Source organism: Rhizobium sp. CF122, assembly GCF_000282035.1.
Classification (GTDB): Bacteria; Pseudomonadota; Alphaproteobacteria; order Rhizobiales; family Rhizobiaceae; genus Rhizobium.
The window spans coordinates 1-21,857 of the sequence record NZ_AKKA01000015.1; the positions used below are offsets into that span (position 1 = coordinate 1).

The 21,857-nt window shown below is 61.3% G+C and carries 24 protein-coding genes; 8 read left to right on the top strand and 16 right to left on the bottom strand.

The genetic code is table 11. From position 1 onward, the window contains the following. The first annotated feature begins 383 nt into the window (after positions 1 to 383). Positions 384 to 737, top strand: a complete 354-nt coding sequence (locus PMI09_RS32780; RefSeq protein WP_443216165.1) for an FAD-binding protein — start codon at positions 384 to 386, stop codon at positions 735 to 737. 212 nt (positions 738 to 949) lie between these two features. Here the strand turns inward: PMI09_RS32780 and purD are convergent, their stop codons facing one another. From purD to PMI09_RS04020, 7 genes are all read right to left on the bottom strand, one after another. Further along, a complete protein-coding gene (gene purD, locus PMI09_RS03990; RefSeq protein WP_007789126.1) occupies positions 950 to 2,227 on the bottom strand; it encodes a phosphoribosylamine--glycine ligase in 1,278 nt (425 codons plus the stop codon). Between the two features lie 80 nt (positions 2,228 to 2,307). Beyond that, entirely contained in the window at positions 2,308 to 4,251 is a 1,944-nt protein-coding gene (locus PMI09_RS03995) for a DUF2207 domain-containing protein (protein ID WP_007789128.1), read from the bottom strand. Between the two features lie 41 nt (positions 4,252 to 4,292). Next, positions 4,293 to 5,552, bottom strand: coding sequence for a 3-phosphoshikimate 1-carboxyvinyltransferase (aroA, locus tag PMI09_RS04000; RefSeq protein ID WP_007789129.1), 1,260 nt, complete (start codon positions 5,550 to 5,552; stop codon positions 4,293 to 4,295). A gap of 93 nt (positions 5,553 to 5,645) precedes the next feature. Beyond that, positions 5,646 to 6,197 carry a LemA family protein gene (locus PMI09_RS04005; protein WP_007789130.1) on the bottom strand — a complete coding sequence of 184 codons (552 nt, stop codon included), beginning with the start codon at positions 6,195 to 6,197 and terminating at the stop codon, positions 5,646 to 5,648. Between the two features lie 335 nt (positions 6,198 to 6,532). Then, on the bottom strand, positions 6,533 to 7,492 hold the full coding sequence (locus tag PMI09_RS04010) for a glycine--tRNA ligase subunit alpha (protein ID WP_007789131.1): 960 nt from the start codon (positions 7,490 to 7,492) through the stop codon (positions 6,533 to 6,535). Positions 7,493 to 7,569: 77 nt separating this feature from the next. Continuing rightward, positions 7,570 to 7,764 (bottom strand): membrane protein, encoded by a 195-nt coding sequence (locus PMI09_RS04015; protein ID WP_007789132.1) that lies wholly within the window; start codon positions 7,762 to 7,764, stop codon positions 7,570 to 7,572. A 20-nt stretch (positions 7,765 to 7,784) separates the two neighbouring features. Beyond that, positions 7,785 to 8,645 carry a S49 family peptidase gene (locus tag PMI09_RS04020; protein ID WP_037081867.1) on the bottom strand — a complete coding sequence of 287 codons (861 nt, stop codon included), beginning with the start codon at positions 8,643 to 8,645 and terminating at the stop codon, positions 7,785 to 7,787. Between the two features lie 171 nt (positions 8,646 to 8,816). On the opposite strand from PMI09_RS04020, the gene PMI09_RS04025 reads away from it, so the two are divergent. Further along, entirely contained in the window at positions 8,817 to 10,157 is a 1,341-nt protein-coding gene (locus PMI09_RS04025) for an Nramp family divalent metal transporter (RefSeq protein WP_007789134.1), read from the top strand. Here PMI09_RS04025 and PMI09_RS04030 read toward each other — a convergent pair. Further along, positions 10,154 to 10,930 (bottom strand): tRNA1(Val) (adenine(37)-N6)-methyltransferase, encoded by a 777-nt coding sequence (locus PMI09_RS04030; RefSeq protein WP_037081866.1) that lies wholly within the window; start codon positions 10,928 to 10,930, stop codon positions 10,154 to 10,156. The genes PMI09_RS04025 and PMI09_RS04030 overlap by 4 nt on opposite strands. 7 nt (positions 10,931 to 10,937) lie before the next feature. After that, positions 10,938 to 11,165 carry a putative signal transducing protein gene (locus PMI09_RS04035; protein ID WP_007789138.1) on the bottom strand — a complete coding sequence of 76 codons (228 nt, stop codon included), beginning with the start codon at positions 11,163 to 11,165 and terminating at the stop codon, positions 10,938 to 10,940. 108 nt (positions 11,166 to 11,273) lie between these two features. On the opposite strand from PMI09_RS04035, the gene PMI09_RS04040 reads away from it, so the two are divergent. The 4 genes from PMI09_RS04040 (at position 11,274) to moaB (ending at position 15,701) form a co-directional block, all read left to right on the top strand. Continuing rightward, positions 11,274 to 12,290 (top strand): polyprenyl synthetase family protein, encoded by a 1,017-nt coding sequence (locus tag PMI09_RS04040; RefSeq protein WP_007789141.1) that lies wholly within the window; start codon positions 11,274 to 11,276, stop codon positions 12,288 to 12,290. Between the two features lie 131 nt (positions 12,291 to 12,421). Then, complete coding sequence (locus PMI09_RS04045) at positions 12,422 to 14,251, top strand: tetratricopeptide repeat protein (protein WP_007789144.1); 1,830 nt, start codon at positions 12,422 to 12,424, stop codon at positions 14,249 to 14,251. A 6-nt stretch (positions 14,252 to 14,257) separates the two neighbouring features. Further along, positions 14,258 to 15,166 (top strand): 4-(cytidine 5'-diphospho)-2-C-methyl-D-erythritol kinase, encoded by a 909-nt coding sequence (locus tag PMI09_RS04050; RefSeq protein WP_007789148.1) that lies wholly within the window; start codon positions 14,258 to 14,260, stop codon positions 15,164 to 15,166. Next, positions 15,150 to 15,701 (top strand): molybdenum cofactor biosynthesis protein B, encoded by a 552-nt coding sequence (gene moaB / locus PMI09_RS04055; protein WP_007789150.1) that lies wholly within the window; start codon positions 15,150 to 15,152, stop codon positions 15,699 to 15,701. The genes PMI09_RS04050 and moaB overlap by 17 nt, the downstream gene beginning before the upstream one ends. Before the next feature lie 36 nt (positions 15,702 to 15,737). On the opposite strand, the gene PMI09_RS04060 is transcribed toward moaB, so the two are convergent. After that, positions 15,738 to 16,055: a hypothetical protein gene (locus PMI09_RS04060; RefSeq protein ID WP_007789152.1), complete on the bottom strand. Its 318-nt coding sequence runs from the start codon at positions 16,053 to 16,055 to the stop codon at positions 15,738 to 15,740. A gap of 188 nt (positions 16,056 to 16,243) precedes the next feature. Next, positions 16,244 to 16,762: a glycosyl transferase gene (locus PMI09_RS04065; protein WP_007789153.1), complete on the bottom strand. Its 519-nt coding sequence runs from the start codon at positions 16,760 to 16,762 to the stop codon at positions 16,244 to 16,246. 137 nt (positions 16,763 to 16,899) lie between these two features. On the opposite strand from PMI09_RS04065, the gene PMI09_RS04070 reads away from it, so the two are divergent. Both PMI09_RS04070 and PMI09_RS04075 read left to right on the top strand, forming a co-directional pair. Next, on the top strand, positions 16,900 to 18,057 hold the full coding sequence (locus tag PMI09_RS04070; RefSeq protein WP_007789154.1) for a PA0069 family radical SAM protein: 1,158 nt from the start codon (positions 16,900 to 16,902) through the stop codon (positions 18,055 to 18,057). 110 nt (positions 18,058 to 18,167) lie between these two features. After that, a complete protein-coding gene (locus PMI09_RS04075) occupies positions 18,168 to 18,839 on the top strand; it encodes a ribonuclease HII (RefSeq protein ID WP_007789155.1) in 672 nt (223 codons plus the stop codon). Between the two features lie 2 nt (positions 18,840 to 18,841). Here PMI09_RS04075 and PMI09_RS04080 read toward each other — a convergent pair whose 3' ends face one another. The 5 genes from PMI09_RS04080 to PMI09_RS04100 form a co-directional block, all read right to left on the bottom strand. Beyond that, positions 18,842 to 19,531 carry a phosphotransferase gene (locus PMI09_RS04080; RefSeq protein ID WP_244423720.1) on the bottom strand — a complete coding sequence of 230 codons (690 nt, stop codon included), beginning with the start codon at positions 19,529 to 19,531 and terminating at the stop codon, positions 18,842 to 18,844. Between the two features lie 173 nt (positions 19,532 to 19,704). After that, a complete protein-coding gene (locus PMI09_RS04085) occupies positions 19,705 to 20,196 on the bottom strand; it encodes a F0F1 ATP synthase subunit B (RefSeq protein ID WP_007789157.1) in 492 nt (163 codons plus the stop codon). 3 nt (positions 20,197 to 20,199) lie between these two features. Continuing rightward, complete coding sequence (locus PMI09_RS04090) at positions 20,200 to 20,826, bottom strand: F0F1 ATP synthase subunit B (protein WP_007789158.1); 627 nt, start codon at positions 20,824 to 20,826, stop codon at positions 20,200 to 20,202. A 78-nt stretch (positions 20,827 to 20,904) separates the two neighbouring features. Continuing rightward, on the bottom strand, positions 20,905 to 21,132 hold the full coding sequence (locus PMI09_RS04095) for a F0F1 ATP synthase subunit C (protein WP_003588243.1): 228 nt from the start codon (positions 21,130 to 21,132) through the stop codon (positions 20,905 to 20,907). A gap of 72 nt (positions 21,133 to 21,204) precedes the next feature. After that, positions 21,205 to 21,857: F0F1 ATP synthase subunit A (locus PMI09_RS04100; protein ID WP_007789159.1), on the bottom strand; the 653-nt coding region annotated here is incomplete at its 5' end.

Consider the following 21,857-nt stretch of genomic DNA (forward strand, 5'->3'; position numbering starts at 1 on the left):
TTGACCCTCCTCATATAAGCAATTGCCGCCTGTGACCGCTTCTGCGCACAAAAGCCCGAGCGCTCTACCGGCTCACATGAAGCGTCGCGAAACCATCTCGACACATTGCAGGCTTCCAGCTTTTCGATCGCAGGATGTTTCTGGATCGGATCAGGATGTGCTAGAGGTTGTGCGAGGGTCGAGGGACGCAACATGTCCAACTTATTGCTGAGGGAGCTTTCCTTATTGGGGCACCGCTGCCCGATCATCACGGCGGACCATCAGGATTATGATCGCTATCGCAAAGTATGGAATGGTGTCGCCGATCGGCGGCCTGCGGCGATCGTCCGCCCGCAGAGTGTGGATGACGTCCAGAAGGCCGTGCACGCAGCTGCGTGCATCTCGTGCCCTGCTTGCGGTGCGCGGCGGCGGCCAGTCTTCCGGGATTCTCAACCTGCGATGCGGGACTTGTTCTCGATCTGTCGGCGCTAACCGCGATCGCCATCGATCGAGATACGCGCACGATCGAGGTAGGCGGCGGGGCACTCCTTGGCGATCTCGATCGCGCGACAGTTCCTGAAGGTTACGTGGTACCGGCAGCCGTGATCTCGCATACAGGTGTGGCAGGTCTGACCCTGGGGTGGAGGCATGGGATGCGCCAGCAGGAGATACGGCCTTACCATCGACAGCTTGCTGGGCGCGGAAATCGTGACCGCGGCTGGAGGCATCATTTGGACAAGCGCAACGTCCGACCCTGAACTCTTCTGGGGCATCCGCGGCGGCGGCGGAAACTTTGGCGTCGTTACACGATTTAAGTTCAGGATGCATCCGCTTGGTTCCATCGTCGTCGGCCAATGGAACTATCCTGCGGCCGACATGAGGCAAGCCCTACAGGCGCTGCGCGACCGAGCGTCGTTTCCGACCGACCGCCAAGGAGGCCTCGCTAAACAAAAGCAAGTTGGTGGCAGATCTACTGAACGTTTTTTTCGCGTTCGATCGCACGCCAGCCGATATCGCGGCGGCAGAAGCCGTTGTCCCAATCGACCTTATCGAGCAGCGCGTAGGCGCGCGTCTGCGCCTCGCCGACCGTCTTGCCCGTGGCAGTGACGTTGAGCACCCGCCCGCCGGTTGCAACCAGCGCACCGTCCTTCAGCGCCGTACCGGCATGAAACACCTTGACGCCCTCGCCCGCGTCCGGGATATGGCGGATCGGCGTGTTCTTATCGTAGGAGCCCGGATAGCCCTTCGATGCCATCACGACAGTCAGGGCCGGATCGTCCGTCCATTCGGCGGACACCTGATCGAGCGTGCCATTGGCGGTGGCAAACAGGAGCGGCAGAAGATCGCTCTTCAGTCGCATCATCAGCACCTGGCATTCGGGATCGCCGAAGCGGACATTGTATTCGATGAGCTCGGGACCCTTGGCGGTGATCATCAGGCCGGCGAAGAAGACGCCGGAGAAGGGATAGCCGCTTTCGGCCATGCCGCGCATGGTTGGTTCGATGATTTCCTTCATCGTGCGTTCGACCATGTCGGCCGTCATCACGGGTGCCGGCGAATAGGCGCCCATGCCGCCGGTGTTCGGGCCGGTGTCACCCTCGCCCACCCGCTTGTGATCCTGGGCGGTTGCGAGCGGCAGGACGTGCTTGCCGTCACAGAGGCAGAAGAAGCTCGCTTCCTCACCATCAAGATAGGCTTCGATGACGACCTCGGCACCCGCCGCACCGAAGGCACCCTCGAAGCAGTCGTCGACGGCGGCGAGCGCTTCATCGACGGTCATGGCGACGGTCACGCCCTTGCCGGCAGCAAGGCCATCGGCCTTGACGACGATTGGGGCGCCCTGCTCGCGGATATAGGCCTTGGCCTTAGGCGCATTGTTGAAGCGCCGATAGGCACCGGTAGGGATGTCGTAGCGGGCGCAGATATCCTTGGTGAAGCCCTTCGAGCCCTCGAGCTGGGCCGCGGCAGCCGACGGGCCGAAGACGGGAAAGCCTTCGGCGCGCAGCTTGTCGGCTATGCCCGCCACGAGCGGTGCTTCCGGGCCGACGACGACGAAATCGATCGCCTTGCCCTTGCAGAAGGCAATGACGGCATCATGGTCGTCGACATCGACGGCAACCATTGTCGCGTGCTCGGCAATGCCCGGATTGCCCGGAGCGGCGTAGAAGTCCGTCATGGCAGGCGATTGCGCCAGCTTCCAGGCCAATGCGTGCTCGCGTCCGCCCGATCCGATCAACAGAACCTTCATGCCCGTCCCTTTCACGTTTCCGTCTGGCGGTTAAGGGGAGAGCGCCGAAAGGTCAAGCAGGAATGCTTGAGCAAGAAGCCTTACCAGCCGCCGCCACCACCACCGCCACCGCCGCCACCGGAGAAGCCGCCCGAGGAACCGCCGCCGGAAAAACCGGAGGACGAACTGGAGGGCGGTGTCGGGATCGTGGAAGCAATCGTCGAGGCCATCGATGAGGAGAAGCCGCCGATGCGATCGGAGAAATTGCCACTGCCGAAATTGCCGGAATACCAGGATGGGGCGTAGGCGGCCGCGGCTACTCCCGCTGCTGCCGCGGCAAGCCAGGTCTCGAAGGCGCGCGACCAGGGCTTTTCGACGCCGAGCGCGACAGCATAGGGCAAGAGCTTCTCGAAATGCTGCGGCGACATCTCGGGCGCCCCCGCCATGTTCATGCGGTCCTTCTCAGCCAGCGTCATGTACTGACGCAGGCCGTCGATACCATCCATCAGCTTGGCCCCGAGCGGGGTCGGCGCACCCATGATGAAGACGTAGAGCAGGTTCAGCAGGATGATGCCGCCGATGGCAAACAGCATCGGCGTCTCGTGGAGTTCGACCAGCGACGAGAACAGCGCCAAGGCCAGAGACGACACGATGCTGAAGCCGACAAAGGTGGCGATACCGATGGCGATCACGGACATGATCTTCGCGCCGAGCGACCTGCCGGGGCGGAACGACTTGGCAAAGCCGGCAACGAAGACGGAAATAAAGACGACAACGACGATCGGAATGATCATCAAAGCGATGGTCTCCGGCTCCAGCGTGCCAAAGACGAAGAGGGCCACCAACGAGGCGGCGCTGAGTGCGATACCGCCCGTCGTATAGCCGGTATTCGCATTGTAGTATTTGCCGCGGTGCTCGCGCTCGATGGCGGCCCGGAAACTGTCCCCCGCCGACTTCACCTTCGTTCCGTTGGCCTCGTCAATCGTCAGGGAGCCCTTGGCGCCGACGGCATTCAGCAAGCTCGTTTCGCCGGCCTCAAGCTTCTCCTTACCGACCGGCTTGTCGGTGCGGCGGATGATGATCGCGTTCTTGAGGTCTTCCAGTACCACATAGCCGCGCACCGCCAGATTGAGGGCCGTGGCCGACAGCGCCGTCCAGCCCTGCCCGGAGAAACCGCGATTGTCGATATAGTTCACCAGTGCCGGCGAGATGCCGTCGGGCGGGTCCCAGCGCGGCACCAGCACGCCGCGGGCCGGATCGCGGCCGACCTTCAGCCAAGAACGCGTGTAGTAGAGGAAGACGAGGAGAAGGCCACCGAAGCCGAGGAAGTAGTCGCGGTTGTCGCTCAGCCACCAGCGCCGTGTGTCGTCGGCGCTCGGCGGATCGATCGAGCCCTTCGGCATCTTGACGGCAATCGTCAGCCCTTCGCCTACATTGAGCGGCCGGGTCGTCGAAAACAGCAGTCGGCCGCCGCCCCCGGAAACGCTTGCATTCCTGTCCGTCGCCCCCTGCGGGCCAGTGAAAAAAGCAGTGTCGGTCGCGCTGACACCGTCAGGAAGGTTGACCGTCGCCGTCGCCGTCAGGATCGGGAAGATCCAGCCGTTGCCGGTGACATTCCAGTAGAGCTCATCGTGATTGTCGAAGTAGCGGATCTGGCGATTGGTGCGGTAGGTGAAGACGTATTCGTGGCGGCCATAGCTGACGGTGACGTCTTCCGAGCCGGCATAGATGCGGATACCGCCACTGATGGACTCGGTATGCCAAGGCTCGTCGCGACCATCGCGCTTGACCGAGATAACGTCGAAGTCGACGCGGCGGAGGCGGCCTTCTTCATCCTGATAGGTCAGCGGAAAATCGCGAAAGATGCCGCGCCGGATGCGATTGCCTTCGGCATTGACGGTGATCGTCTCCGTCACCGTCATCGCCCCGCTCTTCTCAAGCGCGATGTTTGACGCGAAAGCGTTAATCACCTCCGCAGCGATGGCGCCACGCGCCGCAAGCATCAGAAACAGAACGAAGCAGAGGCCGGAAAGCCGTCGGATCATCATACCCCTCGCCTGCGGCGTCCCGGCCGCGTCAGATAGTGTCAGCCCTCGTCGGCATAGGTCACACCAAGCCCTGCCAGCGTCCGCCAGTAGGCCGGGAAGGTTTTGCCAACGCAGTCCGGATCAAGGATCGTGATGCCGGCGATCTTTAGGCCGGCGAGGGCAAAGCTCATGGCGATGCGGTGATCGGCGAAGGTGTCGATGTTGGCCGGCAGGCGCTGTCCGGCGAGATCCGGATCGGACTGGACGATCAGGTCATCGCCTTCCTCGCGCGCCAGATCCTGACGGATCTGCGTGAGGCCGGTCGAGACCGCTCGAATGCGATCGCATTCCTTGACGCGCAGATTGGCGATGCCGACGAAACGAACCGGCGTCTCGTTGAAAGCCGCAAGAACGGCAAGGGTCGGAACCGCATCCTGCATCTGCGAACCGTCGATGACGGCCGGAAGATGCGGGAACTTGGCGATCAGGTCATAGGCCTTCGCATCCGGCTGCGTGAACGCGCCGTTCGCAACGCCGAGGTCGATCTTGCCTGACGTCAGCACTTCCGCCGCCCAGAGGTAGGTCGCGGCCGAGGCGTCCGGCTCGACCACAAAGTCGGCCGCGGTGTAGCCGGTCGGCTCGACGCGCCAGGTCACCGGGCTGGTCTTCTCGACCTTGGCGCCAAAGGTGCGCATCGCCGCCGTCGTCAGATCGATGTAGCCGAGCGCGCCGATATCCTCGCCAAGTAACTCGATCGTCACCGGCTTGTCGCCGCCGGCGGCCATCATCAGGAGCGCCGAGACATACTGGCTCGACAGGCCTCCATCGATCTGGATGCGGCTCGCTTCGAAACGGCCGGTGCCCTTGACGGCGACGGGCGGGCAGCCGGTTTCGGTCGATGCGTCGATGCCAAGCGAACGCAGCGCATCGACGAGCGGGCCGATCGGGCGCTTGCGCATGTGTTGGTCACCATCGACGACAACCGTGCCATCCACCAGGGCGGCAGCGGCCGTCAGGAAGCGCGTCGCCGTTCCGGCGTTGCCGAGGAAGAGCGGCACCTGTGGCGGCAGCAGCTTGCCGCTGCCCGTGACGACGAAGCTCGTGTCATCCGGCTCCTCGATGATCACGCCCATGCCGCGGAGAGCGTCGGCCATATAGCGGGTGTCATCGCTCTTCAAAGCGCCGGTCAGGCGGCTGGTACCCTTGGCGAGACCTGCCAGAAGCAGCGCGCGGTTGGTGATCGACTTCGAGCCGGGGGGGACGGCGCGGCCTGTCAGCGGCTTGTCCGGCGGGATGATAGTGAGCTTCTCTTTACTCATAACCTTGTCTTTTCCGTCTTTGCGCGAAGGCCGTTTCCAGCCACGATCATGCCCTGCTCATAGCAGCTTTTACGCAAAGGCAAATGGCGGATGTCAGAACTTTACCGTCGGAACGGCGCGATCCGCTTCGTTGGTGATCTCGAAATACTCGCGCTTCTGGAATCCGAACTGGCCGGCGACCAGATTGGACGGGAAGCTCTCGACCTTGACGTTCAGATCACGAGCCGCGCCATTGTAGTAGCGGCGGGCCATCTGGATTTCGCTTTCCATCGTCTCGAGCGAGGTCTGCAGCTCGCGGAAATTCTCGTTCGCCTTCAGGTCGGGATAGGCTTCGGCGAGAGCCAACACACGGCCGAGCGCCTGGCCAAGCAGGCCTTCCGCCTGGGCGCGACCGGCGACATCGCCTGCTGGAACTGATTGGGCCTTGTTGCGGAGGGCAACGACCTCTTCGAGCGTCGTCTTCTCGTGCGCGGCATAGCCCTTGACCGTCTCGATGAGATTGGGGATCAGGTCGGCGCGGCGCTTCAGCTGCACATCAATGCCGGACCAGGCTTCCTCAGACATCTGCCGTGCGCGAACGAGGCCGTTGTAAATGAAGACGGCATAAAGCGCGGCCAGAACGACAAGGCCAAGAATAATATACATCACGAATCCCCCGCAACGACCGAAAGTATGCCGGGAGACTATGCGCGTTACCGCAGATTGTCATCCCGCATTTCCGGTCTCTTCGGGACAATCAAAGACAAGGGTAGCGAAAAATCACGATACCGTCGCGCCGGCCGACGTCCTAATTTTCATCTTGCACGGTTGAAACAAACGTGCCCGAGAAACTTGCGGCGAGGATCATTCAGACCATGGCGCAGTACTTTTCCTCCTCAACATGCTGGCCATCGCTTCGTACTTCTTTGTCCAGAAAATGGCGCGCCCGGTGGAGCGCCGTGTCGAGGCCAGAAGCGACGATCGCCACTGACTGCCGCCCTTCAAGCGGCAGTTTTCGCCAGATTCACCCCACCTGCATCCGTCATTAGGAAGGCCTCGCCGCAGGCCTTGGCGAGCGTCCGTACGCGCAGAATGTAGCTCTGACGCTCGGTAACCGAGATCACACCGCGGGCATCCAACAGATTGAAGACATGGCTTGCCTTGATGCACTGGTCGTAGGCCGGGAAGACGCACTTGTGCAGCTTCTGGTTATCGCTGTCGCCCGGCGCGCCGGCCGCGAGGAGCGCCTGGCATTCCTTCTCGGCGTCGATGAAGTGCCGGTGCAGCATTTCCGTGTTGGCGTACTCGAAATTGTGGCGGGAGTATTCCTGCTCCGCCTGTAGGAAGACGTCGCCGTAACTGATCTTCTCGTCGCCCTCGCGACCGTTGAAGTTCAGGTCGTAGACATTGTCGACGCCCTGGACGTACATCGCAAGGCGCTCAAGGCCGTAGGTCAACTCGCCCGAGACAGGCGAGCATTCGATGCCGCAGACCTGCTGGAAATAAGTGAACTGCGACACTTCCATGCCGTCGCACCAGCACTCCCAGCCAAGACCCCAGGCGCCGAGCGTCGGGCTTTCCCAGTCATCCTCGACGAAACGGATGTCATGCAGCAGCGGATCGAGGCCGATCGCCGCGAGCGAGCCGAGATAGAGCTCCTGCAGGTTCGGCGGGTTCGGCTTCAGGAGGACCTGATACTGGTAATAGTGCTGCAGGCGGTTCGGGTTCTCGCCATAGCGGCCGTCCGACGGGCGGCGCGACGGTTGCACGTAGGCAGCTTTCCATGGCTTGGGGCCGAGCGCACGTAGCGTCGTTGCCGGGTGGAACGTACCGGCGCCAACTTCCATGTCGTAGGGCTGCAGCACCGCACAACCCTTGTCCGCCCAATAATTGTGAAGCGTGAGGATCAGCGCCTGGAACGAGCGCTTCGGGTTCATGTGGTCGGGGATTGCTGCAGACATGGAACGGCTTCCGAATTCGTACAAAAGTGCGCGGACAGGTGCCACGACGCGCCAGATGGGTCAAGGCTTTTGCGGCTCTACTCGTCCTCGTCCTTCTTCAGATGGTATTCGCCCGTAACCGGATCCTTGACCAGTGTGCCGATGGCACCCGTCTGGCGCTCTTTCTCGGCGCGGCGGGATCGCTCGGCGAGCCGCTTTGCATCAGCAATGAAGCGACGGTAGAGAAGCCAGGCGCCAACCACCAGCACGACAATGATTATCAGTTGCGGCATGATGCCAGCCTTTTAATCCCTCAGAGCCCGTATCGACTCCACAATGCCTTCTCCTCGGCGGCCTCGACAAGTCCGGTCACGAGACCGGCTCCGGCACCTTCCAAGTTGGCTGACGATATACCGGGAATGCGCCTTCCGAAAAGACCGCGCGCGGGCATCACCAGCTCGAGTTTGGTTTTGGCCCCATAGCGGCGCTTCAATTCCTGGCGCATGTCGCCGAGGCCGTCGATCAGGCCGAGTTCGAGGCCGCGCGTGCCCGTCCAGAAGAGCCCGGAGAACACCACATCGTCGTTCTTCAGTTTGCCGGCACGTCGTTCGCGAACCATGGAGATGAAGACCTGATGGATCTCCAGCTGCAGGGTCTTCAGGTATTCGATATCCTTTTCCTTCTCGGGCTGGAATGGATCAAGGATCACCTTGTTTTCCCCCGCGGTATAGACGCGGCGTTCCACCCCGATCTTCTTCAGCAGCTCCGGGAAACCGAAGCCACCGGAGACGACGCCGATCGAGCCGACGATGGAAGTGGGGTCGGCAACGATTTCGTCGCCAGCAAGCGCGATCATGTAGCCGCCGGATGCCGCAACATCTTCTATGAAGACAAGAACCTTCTTCTGCTTTTCACGTGCGAGTTCGCGGATGCGGGTAAAGACGAGCCGCGATTGCACCGGGGAGCCACCCGGCGAATTGAGCGAGATCGCAACCGCCGGCGCATCCTTGAAGCTAAAGGCCTTCTCTAGGACCTGCGCCGCAGCGGCGAGATTGAGAGTGGGCCGGAACTGGCTTCCGCCGCTCATGATCGGGCCGTGAAGTCGAACCACGGGGATCACCACACCTTCCTTGCGGAAACGCTTCGGCAGCAACCTCTTCAAAAATCCGGCCATTTTCCATCCTTTTGCGGCGACATCATCAAACGTCTTCCATGTATGCAACGGAGCGACAAACGCAATGGTCGCTGCAGAAAACATCTCCCATTCACAAATCTTATTGCGAATGACTTGCATTATCATTCCAATCAGACATACTGCTCCTACTGGTAAAAAGGGCGAAATTGCATGGACATCGTAAATACGAACACAAAGGCCGGCTGGCGACACGAGCGCGAAGAGGCATCGCTTTCCGATGTCTACCGCTCAATCCAGACGCAGAAACATGGGACGCGCTGGCGGCGCATTGCCGCGTTCCTCGGGCCCGGCTACATGGTGGCCGTCGGCTATATGGATCCCGGCAACTGGGCGACTTCGCTCGCCGGCGGTTCGAAGTTCGGCTATGCGCTGCTGACCGTCGCCCTCCTGTCCAACCTGATGGCGATCGTCTTGCAGTCGCTCTGCGCGCGCCTCGCCATCGCGTCCGGCCGCGACCTTGCACAGGCCTGCCGTGACGCCTACCCGAAGTACGTCTCCATTCCGCTGTGGGCGTTTGCCGAAATCGCCATCATCGCGACCGACATCGCCGAAGTGATCGGCACGGCGATCGGCCTCAATCTGCTCTTCGGCATCCCGCTTGAGCTCGGCGTGCTTATCACATCGCTCGACGTGTTCCTCATCCTCTATCTGCAGAAGATCGGCTTCCGCTGGGTGGAAGCTTTCGTGATCGCCCTGCTCGCCATCATCGCCGTGTGCTTTGGCGTGCAGATCTTCCTTGCCGACCCGGAATGGGGTGCGGTGATCCGGGGCTTCTTCCCGACGACCGAGATCGTTTCCAACCCTGAGATGCTCTATCTCGCGCTCGGCATTCTCGGCGCCACCGTGATGCCGCACAATCTCTACCTGCACTCGGGCATCGTCCAGACCCGCGCTTACGGCCACACGGTGCCGGAAAAGCGCCAAGCGCTGACCTACGCGACGATTGACTCGACCATAGCGCTCTGCTTTGCGCTCCTGATCAATGCATCGATCCTGATCCTTGCGGCTGCTGCCTTCCATGCGAACGGCAAGACGGACGTCGTGGAATTGGGCGAGGCATCTTCGTTGCTCGCACCGTTGCTTGGCCTCGCAATCGCTCCAACACTCTTCGGCATCGCACTCCTGTGCTGCGGCCTGAACTCGACGGTTACGGCAACGCTTGCCGGCCAGATCGTCATGGAAGGCTTCCTGAAGATCCGGCTTCAACCGTGGGTTCGTCGCCTGATCACACGTGCGATCGCCATTGTTCCGGCCGCCTTCGTCACGATCTGGTATGGCGACAAGGGTACGGCGGAACTGCTGATCCTGACCCAGGTCGTGCTCAGCCTGCAGCTTTCCTTCGCCGTCTTCCCGCTCGTGATGTTTACGGCGAGCAAGGCGAAGATGGGCGCGCTGGTCGCCCCGCGCTGGCTAAGCGCAATCGCCTATGTGATCGCAGTCCTGATTGCCGGTCTCAATGTCAAGCTGCTGTTCGACTTTGTCACCGGCTAGCGCCTGGCATAGGCCGCCCGGCCATTATTGAGATCGTCAACGAAGGGGGAGAATTTATGCGTCCCCTCCTCGTGCATAATGAGTGGCGCGCGCAGCGAAAGCCGCGCGCGCGACCCTTTTATGGCCGTGACGAGGATACGCACGGCGTTCTCGCCCTCGCGCGGATGGATCGCGGTGACTTCGATGCCGCCGAAACGGCGTCCGCAGGCATCGATGATTTCCGCAATCGATTCCGGCCGCGCGATCAGGGACAATTGCCCGCCGGGGATCATGATCGCCCCGGCCGTCCGCACCCAGCTTTCGAACGTTCCTTCCGTCATCGCGTGTGCCTCCGCCTTCAAGGCATCGGGTGTGCGGCGATCGCCCGCATCGTTGAACGGCGGGTTCATGATGACGTGATGAAAGCTCTCGTCGGGGAGACCGGCTTCGTTGCGCGCCTTCGCCCTTAGCGTCACATCCGCCTCGACGACGGAAACGCGGCCCGCCAGATAGGCATTTTCAGGCAGGAGGACGCTGCGGCGCGCATAGTCGGCCATCTCGGCGGAGCGCTCGAAGAGCACGACTTCGGCGGCCGGCAGCCGCGACGCGACGGCCAAGCCGGCGGCACCTGCGCCGGCACCGAGATCCGCGACCTTGATCGGACGGTCGTCGGCCACAAGCGCAGCTAGCAGCATTGCATCCATGCCGGAGCGATGCCCCCTGCCCTTCGGCTGCACCACATGGAACAGCCCCCGATGAAAAGCGTCGATCGTCTCGGCAACATCTCCCGTCATCTCAGGCTCACTTGGGAGCGCGCAGTTCGTCGCCGAGCCCGGCATCCGCGAGGATCCGCCGTGCCCGATCTGCCTCCTCGTCATCGACAAGCAGCCGGCGCTGCAACATGTCCAGCGACCCTTCCAGAACGCTCATGCCTTGATCGGCGATGAAGCAGTGGATCCCCGCATCCTTCAGCAGGCTCTCCGCGTAGGAGAGCAACACGGGATCATTGGCGCGAATAAGTTCATGCATTTGCCGGAAAATCCCTTTCAAATTTGCGCGACGCGACAATTCACCCCTTGCCGCGCCAATCGCCCCTTTCTATTGTCCAACTCAATAATTTAACAGGAGTCCGGGTCGTTGGGCGTGGTCATACCGCTTGAAGAAAGCAAAAACAAACTGGCATCCGTCAAGCCGCTGGTCGATTTGACTAAGGCGGACATGCAACGGGTGAACCAGCTTATCCTCTCCAAGGCCGGTTCCGATGTCCAGATGATCCCGGAGGTGGCCAACCATCTCATCTCGTCCGGCGGCAAGCGTCTCCGTCCGATGCTGACTTTGGCGTCGGCCGCGCTGTTCGGCTACAAGGGCGAGAACCACATCAAGCTTGCGACATCAGTCGAGTTCATGCACACAGCGACGCTGCTGCATGACGATGTGGTTGACGAGAGCGACCTTCGCCGCGGAAAGTCCACCGCCCGGATGATCTGGGGCAACCAGGCGAGCGTGCTCGTCGGCGACTTCCTGCTCGGCCAGGCGTTCCGCATGATGGTCGATGTCGGCTCGCTCGATGCGCTCGATGTGCTCTCCTCGGCGGCTTGCGTGATCGCCGAAGGAGAAGTGCTGCAGCTCTCCGTCGCTAAGAACATGGAAACGACCGAGGACGACTACCTCGCAGTCATCCGCGCGAAGACCGCGGCGTTGTTTGCCGCCGCCGCGGAAGTCGGCCCGATCGTCGCCGATGCCGGCAAATCCGGCCGCAACGCGCTGAAGTCCTACGGCATGAATCTCGGCCTAGCCTTCCAGCTCGTCGACGACGCGCTGGACTACGGTGGCAAGGCAGCCGATCTCGGCAAGAATGTCGGCGACGACTTCCGCGAGGGCAAGATCACGCTCCCGGTGATCCTCGCCTATCGCCGCGGCACCGAGGAAGAGCGCGCTTTCTGGCGACAGGCCATTGAAGGCGGCGAGAGCAGCGACCAGAACCTCGAAAGGGCGCTTGGCCTGATTGCCAAGTACGGCACGCTGAACGACACCATTGCCCGGGCGGTTCACTACGGCACGATTGCACGCGATGCGCTCGCGCCGCTTCCCGAGACGGCATGGAAGTCGGCCCTGATGGAAGTCATCGACTTCTGCATTGAGCGCGTCAATTAATCGACGGTCACTGATCCGCGGGCTGAATTTATTGCAGGGCCGCTTCAAAAAAGCCATCCTGTTGTGAGTCAGTCATTTCAACTGATTTTGCAGTCGGACGAGGCCGGCTGCCCGACAAGAGAGGTTTTCTAATGCGGCAAAAACTTGCCTTCCGTCTTCTTTCGAGCGCAGCCATGGCAGCGGTCCTATCGCTGGCAGCGCTCGGCGGCGTGAATGCCGAAGAGACGGCCAAGAAGGACGATGCCGCCACGGTGATCTTCGATCCGGATAGCGTCACGAGCTTCTCCGGCGCATTTTTGGCTGCCCGGACGGCCGATGTCGATCACGATTACGAGACGGCGATTGAGCTCTACAAGAAGGCGTTGCAGATCGAGCCGGGAAATCCGGAGATTCGCCAGCGACTGATGATCTCGCTACTTCTGAACGGCGACATCAAGGATGGCGTGAAATATGCCAACGACCTGAAGGGCGATCCGACGGTCGAGCGCATCACGACCATCGTGCGCAGCATGGATGCCATTCGCCGCGGCGAGTACAAGACAGCTGAATCACTTCTGAAATATACCGGCCCGAACGATCTCGACCGGATGATGAACGATCTGCTCGCTGCCTGGGCTCGTGTCGGCGCCGGCCGTGGCAAGGATGCGCTCGCCATGGTTCAGAAGATGAAGGGGCCGGATTGGGTCGGCATCTTCAAATCCTACAATGCCGGCGCGATCGCGATTGTGAACGGCGACGTAAGGGCGGCTCGCCAGAACCTCAACGACGCCGTGCTCGACAGGGACGGCGGCGCGACGGCTCCCGATACCTTCATGCGCGCCGTCATGGCTCTCGCTCGACTGGAAGCCTCGCAGGGCAACAAGCAAAAGGCACTCGACGCGATTTCCGTCGGCGACAACCTGCTGCCGAACTACGCGCCGCTGAACGCATTGCGCCAGAGCATCGAAAAGGGCGAGAAGCAGGAGCAGCAGATTCAGACCGCCAAACAGGGCGCTGCGGGCGTGCTGTTCTCCATCGGGGGCGCGCTGAACCGCGATGGCGCCGAGGATATTGTCTCGCTCTACCTGCAGACAGCCAAGACGCTGGATCCGGATAGCGCCGATACACTCGTCATGCTCGGCGGCATTGCCGAGAAGCAGGAGCAGATGGACCGCGCGATTGCGCTCTACAAGCAGGTGCCGGAGACTTCGCCGATGCGCCGCATCTCCGAGCTGCAGCTCGGTCTTGCCCTTGCGCAGGGCGGCAAGGTGGAAGAAGCGCGCAAGCACCTTCAAAGCCTGATCGCCTCTGATCCGAAAGACGTTCGCAGCTACCTCGCCTACGGCAGTGTGCTGTCGGATGCGAAGGATTACGCCGCCATGGCCGACAACTACGACAAGGCCGTCGAAGTCCTCGGCCCGCTGCCGGGCAAGGGCGCATGGACGGTCTTCTTCCAGCGTGGCATTGCCTATGAGCGCCTGAAGAAATGGGACCAGGCCGAGCCGAATTTCCGCAAGGCGCTGGAACTCAACCCCGATCAGCCACAGGTTCTGAACTACCTCGGCTACTCCTGGATCGACATGAACCGGAACCTCGATGAGGGGCTGGGGATGATCAAGAAGGCGGTCGATTTGCGTCCGGATGACGGCTATATCATCGACTCTCTGGGTTGGGCCTATTTCCGGCTGAACCGCTTCGACGATGCGGTGGAGGAGCTGGAGAAGGCAGCGCAGATCAAGGCCGGCGATGCGACGATCAACGACCATCTGGGCGATGCCTACTGGCGTGTCGGCCGCAAGCTCGAAGCTGTCTACCAGTGGAACCGCGCTCTCGGCTCTGAGCCTGAGGCTTCCGAGATCCCGAAGATCAAGGAAAAGATCGCCAACGGCTTGCCGCAGGATACGGACAACTCCAAGGCCGCCGACAAGAAGCAGCCGGATCCGGCCCCGGTCGAACCGAAGCCCACGGACAAGAAGTCCTGATAGGCGATGCCTGCGACGAGGTTGCGCGATGACGTAGCTGTCATCGAGGACGCTCCGGCAAAAATCAATCTGGCCCTGCATGTGACGGGCCAGAGGTCCGACGGCTACCATCTGCTCGATATGCTGGTGACCTTCACCCGGCTTGGCGACCGCTTGGAATTTAGGCCGGCGGAGGACGACGAGTTCGCGATCTCAGGGCGCTTCGCCGAGGCGCTCGTCGACGACCGCGACGACAATCTTGTCCTGAAGGCGCGGGACATTCTGCGCGACACGATCACTCGCGAGGGTGGCTTTGCTCCCGCGGTTCGCATCCATCTCCAGAAGAACCTGCCGATTGCATCCGGAATCGGCGGCGGATCGGCCGATGCGGCAGCGACGCTTCGCGGTCTGATGCGGCTCTGGAACGTCTCGCTTTCGAATGCGACCATCGAGGCGATCGCCGTCCGGCTCGGTGCCGACGTGCCCATGTGCCTGGCGAGCAGACCACTGATCGCGCGCGGCATTGGCGAAGAGATCACGCCTGTCGACGACATGCCGGCCTTTGCCATGATACTGGCAAACCCGTTGAAAGGCGTATCGACGCCCGAGGTTTTCCGGAAGCTGGCGATCAAGACCAATCCGTCACTCGACATGACTCCCCGTTCCACCTGGGTCGAGACGATAGGCTCGATGCGCAATGACCTTGAGCCGGTCGCTCGGGACCTGCTGCCCGAAATTACCGAGATCTCGGCGATGCTCAAGAAGCAAGGCGCTTCCCTTGTTCGCATGTCTGGTTCGGGCGCGACCTGCTACGGCATCTTCGATACGCTTGCAGCGGCTGAAGACGTGGTCGCAGCGCTTCACAGCGAGCGACCGGACTGGTATTTCGAAGCAACGGAAACGATCGCTGGAGGGCATGATGCCAAGACTGGATGAAACGCGTTCCTTCATCCCTGTCGGCATTGCCGTGCTGACGGTCTCGGATACACGGACGCTCGCCGATGACCGTTCCGGCGATACGTTGGTTTCCAGGATCACGGAGGCGGGTCACCGGTTGGTCGACCGCGCGATCGTCCCCGACGACCGACAGGCAATCGCTTCGCGTGTGAAGGCCTGGACCGAGCGCGACGATATCGACGTCGTGATCACCACCGGCGGAACAGGCTTTACCGGCCGCGACGTTACGCCGGATGCGCTGGAACCGCTTTTCGAGAAGAAGATGGATGGCTTTTCGGAGGTGTTCCACCGTATCTCCTACGACAAGATCGGCACGTCGACGATTCAATCACGCGCCACGGCGGGAGTTGCCAACGCGACCTTTATCTTCGCGCTGCCCGGCTCGCCCGGCGCCTGCAAGGATGCCTGGGACGGCATACTGAAAGCCCAGCTCGACTACCGCCACTTGCCCTGTAATTTCGTGGAGATCATGCCGCGCCTCGATGAGCATCTGAAGCGCGGCGGGGGCAAGTAACGGACTGCTTCGGCAGAAAAATGCAAACCTGCAGCTCTATGTCCCAATGCCCGGAAGAGTAGGCATCGTCTCCCAGCTATCACCCGACAGCAGGATGCAGCTTACGCCGCGAACATCCGTGATGAGCAGCGTCCACGTGCCGCTCTGCGCGGCATAGACCTCAAGCATGGCGTTCTGGTTGACCAATCCGACTGCCGTCAGTTTTTCGGCAAAGTTCTTGTCGAGGAAATTAACGACCTCGGATCGGCCTGCGCAACTGCGCATCATCTGCGATGCTGCCGAATGCGGATGCGCGATCATCGATGTCGCCAATATGACGGCCGACAACAGGCCGCGGATCATATTGCGTTTCATGACGCACCTCCTTTTGCCGGAAACCGGCAGAAGAGGAGACTTCCGCTGACCTGTTCTGCCGTCTAACGGCATTCCATGGTCGACCGTCACGAAGCGAGGCGCTCGGGCGGCGCCATCCAGGAATTATAGCGCAAAATTGTATCGGGCGCCATCTTTTGCGGAGAGGTCGAAGGACCAGCACGCGTTTGCTATCGGGCGGCGCGCGCGACCCATGATGGAATCAGTTCGCTGGAAAGCTTGCGCAGCTTCTGCCCTTTCGCGAATTCGGAAAGGCGCATACCGCTTCTTGCCGTGGCCATCGCCTGCTTCTTGGGAAGGAGAAGTCCAAGCTCGAGCGGCGACGAGGCACGGCCGATGCGCTGCAGGAAGGGCCGTCGATATCCCCGCGAGGCAGTGAAGCGCGCCGGCAACTTGTTTAGCGCCATGTACTCGGCAATCTCGTCGATCCAGCCCGTCTGTGGCCGCGCTCCCGGCTCGACGAAAAGCAGCCACTCGCCCCGCGCCGAGCGCACTATATCCTTGATATCCCATTGCGAATGAAACCGGCAGCCGGCGGCATCGGCCACCCTTGAGGTCCCATCCCTTGAGTCGTGGTCAAGCACTACGACATCGCTGACGAGCCCCTCCACCGCGCCTGCAACCAACACCGATAACGTCTGCGCCAGTTCAGGTTCCTGATCCCGGCATTCGAGTACAACAGTCAACATTGCCTATTCATAGAGCGCCGCACAAAAATTTGCCAGCGGCACTTTCCTCATTTTGTTCTTGCATTGTTCTCATTTTGCCGATAGGAATTTAATCATCAAAACGGATGGAAGCAACGCTTCCGCCAGCGGAGAATCCGATGAACGAGCAGCCCCTTGCAGGGCAGGCCGCATTCGCGCCTGCCAATACGGCAGATATTGCCGATGCGATGATCGTATCTGCCGGCCTGCGGATCGATGTCGACCGCCGCCGGGGACGCGCAGCCGGACTCAATCCGAGCGGGCGCTTCGAGCCGTTGCGCCGTGAGACTTTCGACGACGGCTGGCAGAACCTTGAGGACCTACCTCCGTTCAAGACCGAGGTTCAGATCGAAAAGCCCCGAACGGCCATCACCCGCAATGAATCGCCGGACATTCCCTTCGACCGCTCGATCAATCCCTATCGTGGCTGTGAGCATGGCTGCATCTACTGTTTCGCGCGGCCGACGCATGCCTATATGGGGCTTTCGGCCGGCCTCGACTTCGAAGCAAAGCTCTTTGCCAAACCGGATGCGGCGAAGCTTCTGGAGCGCGAATTGGCGAAGCCCGGCTATAAGCCGCGCGTGATCGCGATCGGCACCAACACCGATCCCTACCAGCCAATCGAGAAGGAATGGCGCATCATGCGGCAGATCCTCGAGGTGCTTGAGAAGGCGAACCATCCGGTTTCGATCGTAACCAAGTCGGCAATGATCATGCGCGACATCGACATTCTCTCGGCGATGGCGGAGAGGAACCTTGTCCGTGTTTCGCTGTCGGTGACGACGCTCGACCGAAAGCTGGCGCGAACCATGGAGCCGCGCGCCTCGACGCCGACGCGTCGGCTGGAGGCCATCCGCGCGCTCTCCGAGGCAGGTATCCAGACATCGGTGATGGCTGCCCCGATGATTCCGGCGCTCAACGATCATGAACTGGAGCGCATTCTGGACTCGGCTCACGCCGCTGGCGCTGCGGAAGCGGGTTATGTGATCCTGCGCCTGCCGCTCGAAGTGTCACCGCTGTTTCGCGACTGGCTGCTGCAAAATTATCCCGACCGCTACCGCCACGTCATGTCGCTGGTTCGCTCGATGCGCGGCGGCAAGGATTACGACGCCGAGTTCGGCAAGCGAATGAAAGGTGCTGGACCCTATGCCTGGCAGATTGCGCGCCGCTTTGAAATGGCGACGAAACGGCTCGGTATGACCCGACGCAGCATGCCACTGCGGGACGACCTGTTCGTTCCGCCCGATGGCAGCGGCGTTCAACTCTCGCTGCTTTGATGTTTGAGTTTCGCGGATGGTCGCCCTGCCCTTCCGCGCTCAAGTCCCCGGGCCGCCGCCCTGATCCGGGGACTTGCAGGAAATCGGGTTGGCGTGCGAGGTTCAGCCGCATGAAACGTCGCACGTCACCCGATTCTCCCATGCTTTTTGAAGATGTCCCTCTCGTGCCGGATTTCCGGCTGGAACTGAAGGCGCGCAAGGCCGGCCACTGGCCGGTCGCCGGCGCCGATGAGGCGGGGCGCGGACCTCTCGCCGGCCCCGTCGTGGCGGCCGCTGTCATTCTCGATCCCAAACGCATTCCTGATGGGCTGAACGATTCGAAGCAGCTTTCAGCACAGAAGCGCGAGGAGCTCTTCGTGCAGATCCTCGCAACGGCGACGGTGTCTATTGCCTCCTCAAGCTCGACGCGCATCGACGAGACGGATATCCGCAAGGCGAGCCTCGATGCCATGCGCCGCGCCATCTGTGGCCTGTCGATTCCTGCAAGCTATGTCCTGACCGACGGGCTCGACGTTCCACCCGGTCTTGCCTGCCCCGGGCAGGCGGTCGTCAAGGGTGACGCACGCTCCGTGTCCATCGCTGCCGCCTCGATCGTTGCCAAGGTGACGCGGGACCGAATGATGGCACGCGCCGACAGCACGTTCCCGGCTTACGGCTTTGCCGCGCATGCAGGCTATGGCACCGCGCAGCACCGGGCCGGCATCGAAAAACACGGCCCCTGCTCGCTGCATAGGATGACGTTCAGTCCGCTGAAAAAAGGCGAGTTTGTCGACGGCGAATGACGTCAGGTCAGACGCGAGACGCCCGCTACGATCTGCTCCCTGTGGCGTTGGATATAGGCGATGTCCTGCCGGTAGAGCCGGTCATGCCCTTCCTCGATGTTGCGCTGATACTTCGCTGATCCCGTTGAAGCTTCGGTCTCCATGAAGGAAACGAGGGCTTCGAGCCGCGTGATGATGCCGTCGACTGCCGTAGCGCGAAGCTCGCTGTTCAGCCCATATTCTTCCAGGAAGACACGCGCCCTTTCGATCTGCCTCTCTATACGGGAGAGTTCATGTGCGACGATTGCCGAAGAGAGCGGCGCCCAGCGATAAATCGCATAGGCCAGATCCCATATCCGGGAACCCGGATGCGCAGTCTCGAAGTCGATCACTTCCGCGAGTTTGCCGTCTCTCAGGACGATGTTGTAAGGCGCGAAATCGCCATGGCAGATCACATCCAGTGGCTCGCGTGGCGGCAGTTGCCATGTTCGCTTCGCCCAGTTGCCGGCGATCGGCGCGGTACAGTCGTGGTAGCGGCGCAGCCAGCCTGCCGCCGATAGAAGTGCTGGAGCGGATTGCATCTCGGCATCCCGCTCAATGTCCGCAATCTTTCCCGGGAGAAAGGTGACACGCTCCCAATCCGCGTCGAGACCGGCCGGCCTCGGTGCAGTATCGAAACCGTGCGCCTGCAGATGCGCCAGAAGCGCCTGCACGCTCCCGCTCCACGGGCGGGCGCAACGCCACACCAGGTCGCCACGGCGGAACGGCCGGTCACCACTGCCTTCTCCCAACATTCAATTCCCGATGTGCTCCGGAGACGCACATGTGCGCACAAACAGAAAAGCCCCGCAATGCGGGGCCTTCTTTTCAGAAGCTGTTGCTCACCTCAGTTGAGGCGGCTCTTGACGTGGCTGACAGCGTCGCTGAAGAGCTCGGACTGAACCTTCGTGTCCGCCTTCTTCGCCAGGACGTTTTCGGCCGCAGCGATCGCCAGATCGACGGCAGCGGAACGAACCGCCTTCATCGCATCGGCCTCTGCCTGCTTGATCTTCTGTTCGGAAACCGCGGTGCGGTTCGCGACGAATTCTTCCGTCTTCTTCTTGGCTTCGGCGGTCAGCATTTCGGCTTCGCGCTCGGCTGCAGCAACGATGTGTGCAGCTTCGGCTTCGGCTTCCTTACGCTTGCGCTGATACTCAGCCAGCAGATGCTGGGCCTCTTCGCGCAGACGCTTAGCTTCCGAGAGCTCGTTGCGGATCTGATCGGCACGGTCGTCAAGCGACTTTGCCATCATGCCGGGAACCTTGAGGTAAACAACCAGCGCCAGGAATAGAACAAGGCCAACGAATGCGAAGAATGTTGCGTCGAGTGCAAATTCCATCGATCAAGCCCCCTTCTTTATGTCAGCGACCGCAGCGGCAACATCTGCCTTTGCCGAGGTGCCGATCAGCTGTTCCACGACAGCCGTTGCGGTTTCTTCCGCGATGGTACCGACGTCAGCGAATGCCTTCGCCTTGATGTCTGCGATGCGGCCTTCCGCAGCCTTGAGCTTTTCGGCCAGGCCTGCTTCAACGGCCTTGCGGTCGGCTTCCGCCTTCAGCTTGGCAGCGTCGCGAGCGGCAGTGCCGATCGAGTTCGACTTGGCGCGAGCAGCAGCCAATTCGGCTTCATAAGCGGCAACGTCGGCGTCGGCTTCCGCCTTCAGGCGGCTTGCCTCATCGAGGTCCTGCGAGATGCGATTGTGGCGCTGCTCGAGGATACCGCCGATGCGCGGCGTGATGACCTTTTGCATGAGCACGTAAAAGACGACGAACGTAATCGCCAGCCAAAGCAGCTGCGAGGCGTAAGTCGTCGAATCGAAAGGCGGGAATACGCCGCCACCATGATGCTCGGCTGGTACGCCGGTCTCGGTGTGGACATCGCCTGCTGCCGGGGCGGCATGCGTGTCTGCACCAGTTTCTGCGGTTCCCGCCGGGGCCTCTTCGGCGTAAGCCGGGGTCACAAAAAACATGCTCACCTCCAGGTGTACTGCAAATGCAAAGGATCACGGCATGCGGACTGCAGGCCGTGATCCTTCAATGCGCCTGTATCAAACGGCGAAGAGCAGGAGGAGAGCGACGAGCAGCGAGAAGATGCCCAGAGCTTCCGTAACGGCGAAGCCGAAAACCAGACGGCCGAACTGGCTGTCAGCAGCAGACGGGTTGCGCAGAGCGCCGGACAGGTAGCTGCCGAAGATGTTGCCGAGGCCGAGAGCCGTACCGGCCATACCAAAGCAAGCCAGACCTGCACCGATGAACTTTGCTGCTTCCGCTTCCATGTTGAACTCCTTTGAAATGGTTGTGTTGCGGCGAATTGACTGACGCCCGAGGGACGTCAATGTCGGTATCCCTTAGTGGCCACCCGGATGGATCGCGTCGTTGAGGTACATGCAAGTCAGCACCGCAAAGACGTAAGCCTGGAGGAAGGCGACGAGGAACTCGAGACCGGTCAGGGCGACCGTCATGATCAGAGGAAGAACGGCGCCACCGATGCCGACCGCACCCAGCGCTCCGAGCGAGGCGACGAAGCCTGCGAACACTTTCAGGGTGATGTGACCAGCCAGCATGTTGGCGAAAAGACGAACGGAGAGCGAAATCGGGCGGGACAGGAAGGAAATGATTTCGATCGACACAACGAGCGGCAGAAGAATGCCAGGAACCCCCGACGGGACAAAGACATTCAGGAAATGGAAGCCATGCTTGTAGAAGCCGTAGACGAGAACCGTACCGATAACGAGCAATGCCAGCGCGAAGGTGACGATGATCTGGCTGGTAACCGTAAAGAAGTACGGGAACATTCCGAGCAGGTTTGCCGTCAACACGAACATGAAGAGCGAGAAGACCAACGGGAAGAACTTCATCCCCTTGGATCCGGCGCCTTCCTTCAGCATGTTGGCAATAAACTCGTAGGACATCTCCGCAACCGACTGGGAGCGGCCCGGCACGATCGCCCGATTCGACGTCGAGAAATAGAGGAAGCCAGCGGCAACGGCGGCGGAAGCCG

Coding starts and splice junctions, on each gene's coding strand:
- purD (WP_007789126.1), bottom strand. CDS start 2,227: ATGAAGGTTCTGTTGATCGGATCGGGCGGACGCGAGCACGCATTGGCC.
- PMI09_RS03995 (WP_007789128.1), bottom strand. CDS start 4,251: ATGATCCGACGGCTTTCCGGCCTCTGCTTCGTTCTGTTTCTGATGCTT.
- aroA (WP_007789129.1), bottom strand. CDS start 5,552: ATGAGTAAAGAGAAGCTCACTATCATCCCGCCGGACAAGCCGCTGACA.
- PMI09_RS04005 (WP_007789130.1), bottom strand. CDS start 6,197: ATGTATATTATTCTTGGCCTTGTCGTTCTGGCCGCGCTTTATGCCGTC.
- PMI09_RS04010 (WP_007789131.1), bottom strand. CDS start 7,492: ATGTCTGCAGCAATCCCCGACCACATGAACCCGAAGCGCTCGTTCCAG.
- PMI09_RS04015 (WP_007789132.1), bottom strand. CDS start 7,764: ATGCCGCAACTGATAATCATTGTCGTGCTGGTGGTTGGCGCCTGGCTT.
- PMI09_RS04020 (WP_037081867.1), bottom strand. CDS start 8,645: ATGGCCGGATTTTTGAAGAGGTTGCTGCCGAAGCGTTTCCGCAAGGAA.
- PMI09_RS04025 (WP_007789134.1), top strand. CDS start 8,817: ATGGACATCGTAAATACGAACACAAAGGCCGGCTGGCGACACGAGCGC.
- PMI09_RS04030 (WP_037081866.1), bottom strand. CDS start 10,930: ATGACGGGAGATGTTGCCGAGACGATCGACGCTTTTCATCGGGGGCTG.
- PMI09_RS04035 (WP_007789138.1), bottom strand. CDS start 11,165: ATGCATGAACTTATTCGCGCCAATGATCCCGTGTTGCTCTCCTACGCG.
- PMI09_RS04045 (WP_007789144.1), top strand. CDS start 12,422: ATGCGGCAAAAACTTGCCTTCCGTCTTCTTTCGAGCGCAGCCATGGCA.
- PMI09_RS04050 (WP_007789148.1), top strand. CDS start 14,258: ATGCCTGCGACGAGGTTGCGCGATGACGTAGCTGTCATCGAGGACGCT.
- moaB (WP_007789150.1), top strand. CDS start 15,150: ATGCCAAGACTGGATGAAACGCGTTCCTTCATCCCTGTCGGCATTGCC.
- PMI09_RS04060 (WP_007789152.1), bottom strand. CDS start 16,055: ATGAAACGCAATATGATCCGCGGCCTGTTGTCGGCCGTCATATTGGCG.
- PMI09_RS04065 (WP_007789153.1), bottom strand. CDS start 16,762: ATGTTGACTGTTGTACTCGAATGCCGGGATCAGGAACCTGAACTGGCG.
- PMI09_RS04070 (WP_007789154.1), top strand. CDS start 16,900: ATGAACGAGCAGCCCCTTGCAGGGCAGGCCGCATTCGCGCCTGCCAAT.
- PMI09_RS04075 (WP_007789155.1), top strand. CDS start 18,168: ATGAAACGTCGCACGTCACCCGATTCTCCCATGCTTTTTGAAGATGTC.
- PMI09_RS04085 (WP_007789157.1), bottom strand. CDS start 20,196: ATGGAATTTGCACTCGACGCAACATTCTTCGCATTCGTTGGCCTTGTT.
- PMI09_RS04090 (WP_007789158.1), bottom strand. CDS start 20,826: ATGTTTTTTGTGACCCCGGCTTACGCCGAAGAGGCCCCGGCGGGAACC.
- PMI09_RS04095 (WP_003588243.1), bottom strand. CDS start 21,132: ATGGAAGCGGAAGCAGCAAAGTTCATCGGTGCAGGTCTGGCTTGCTTT.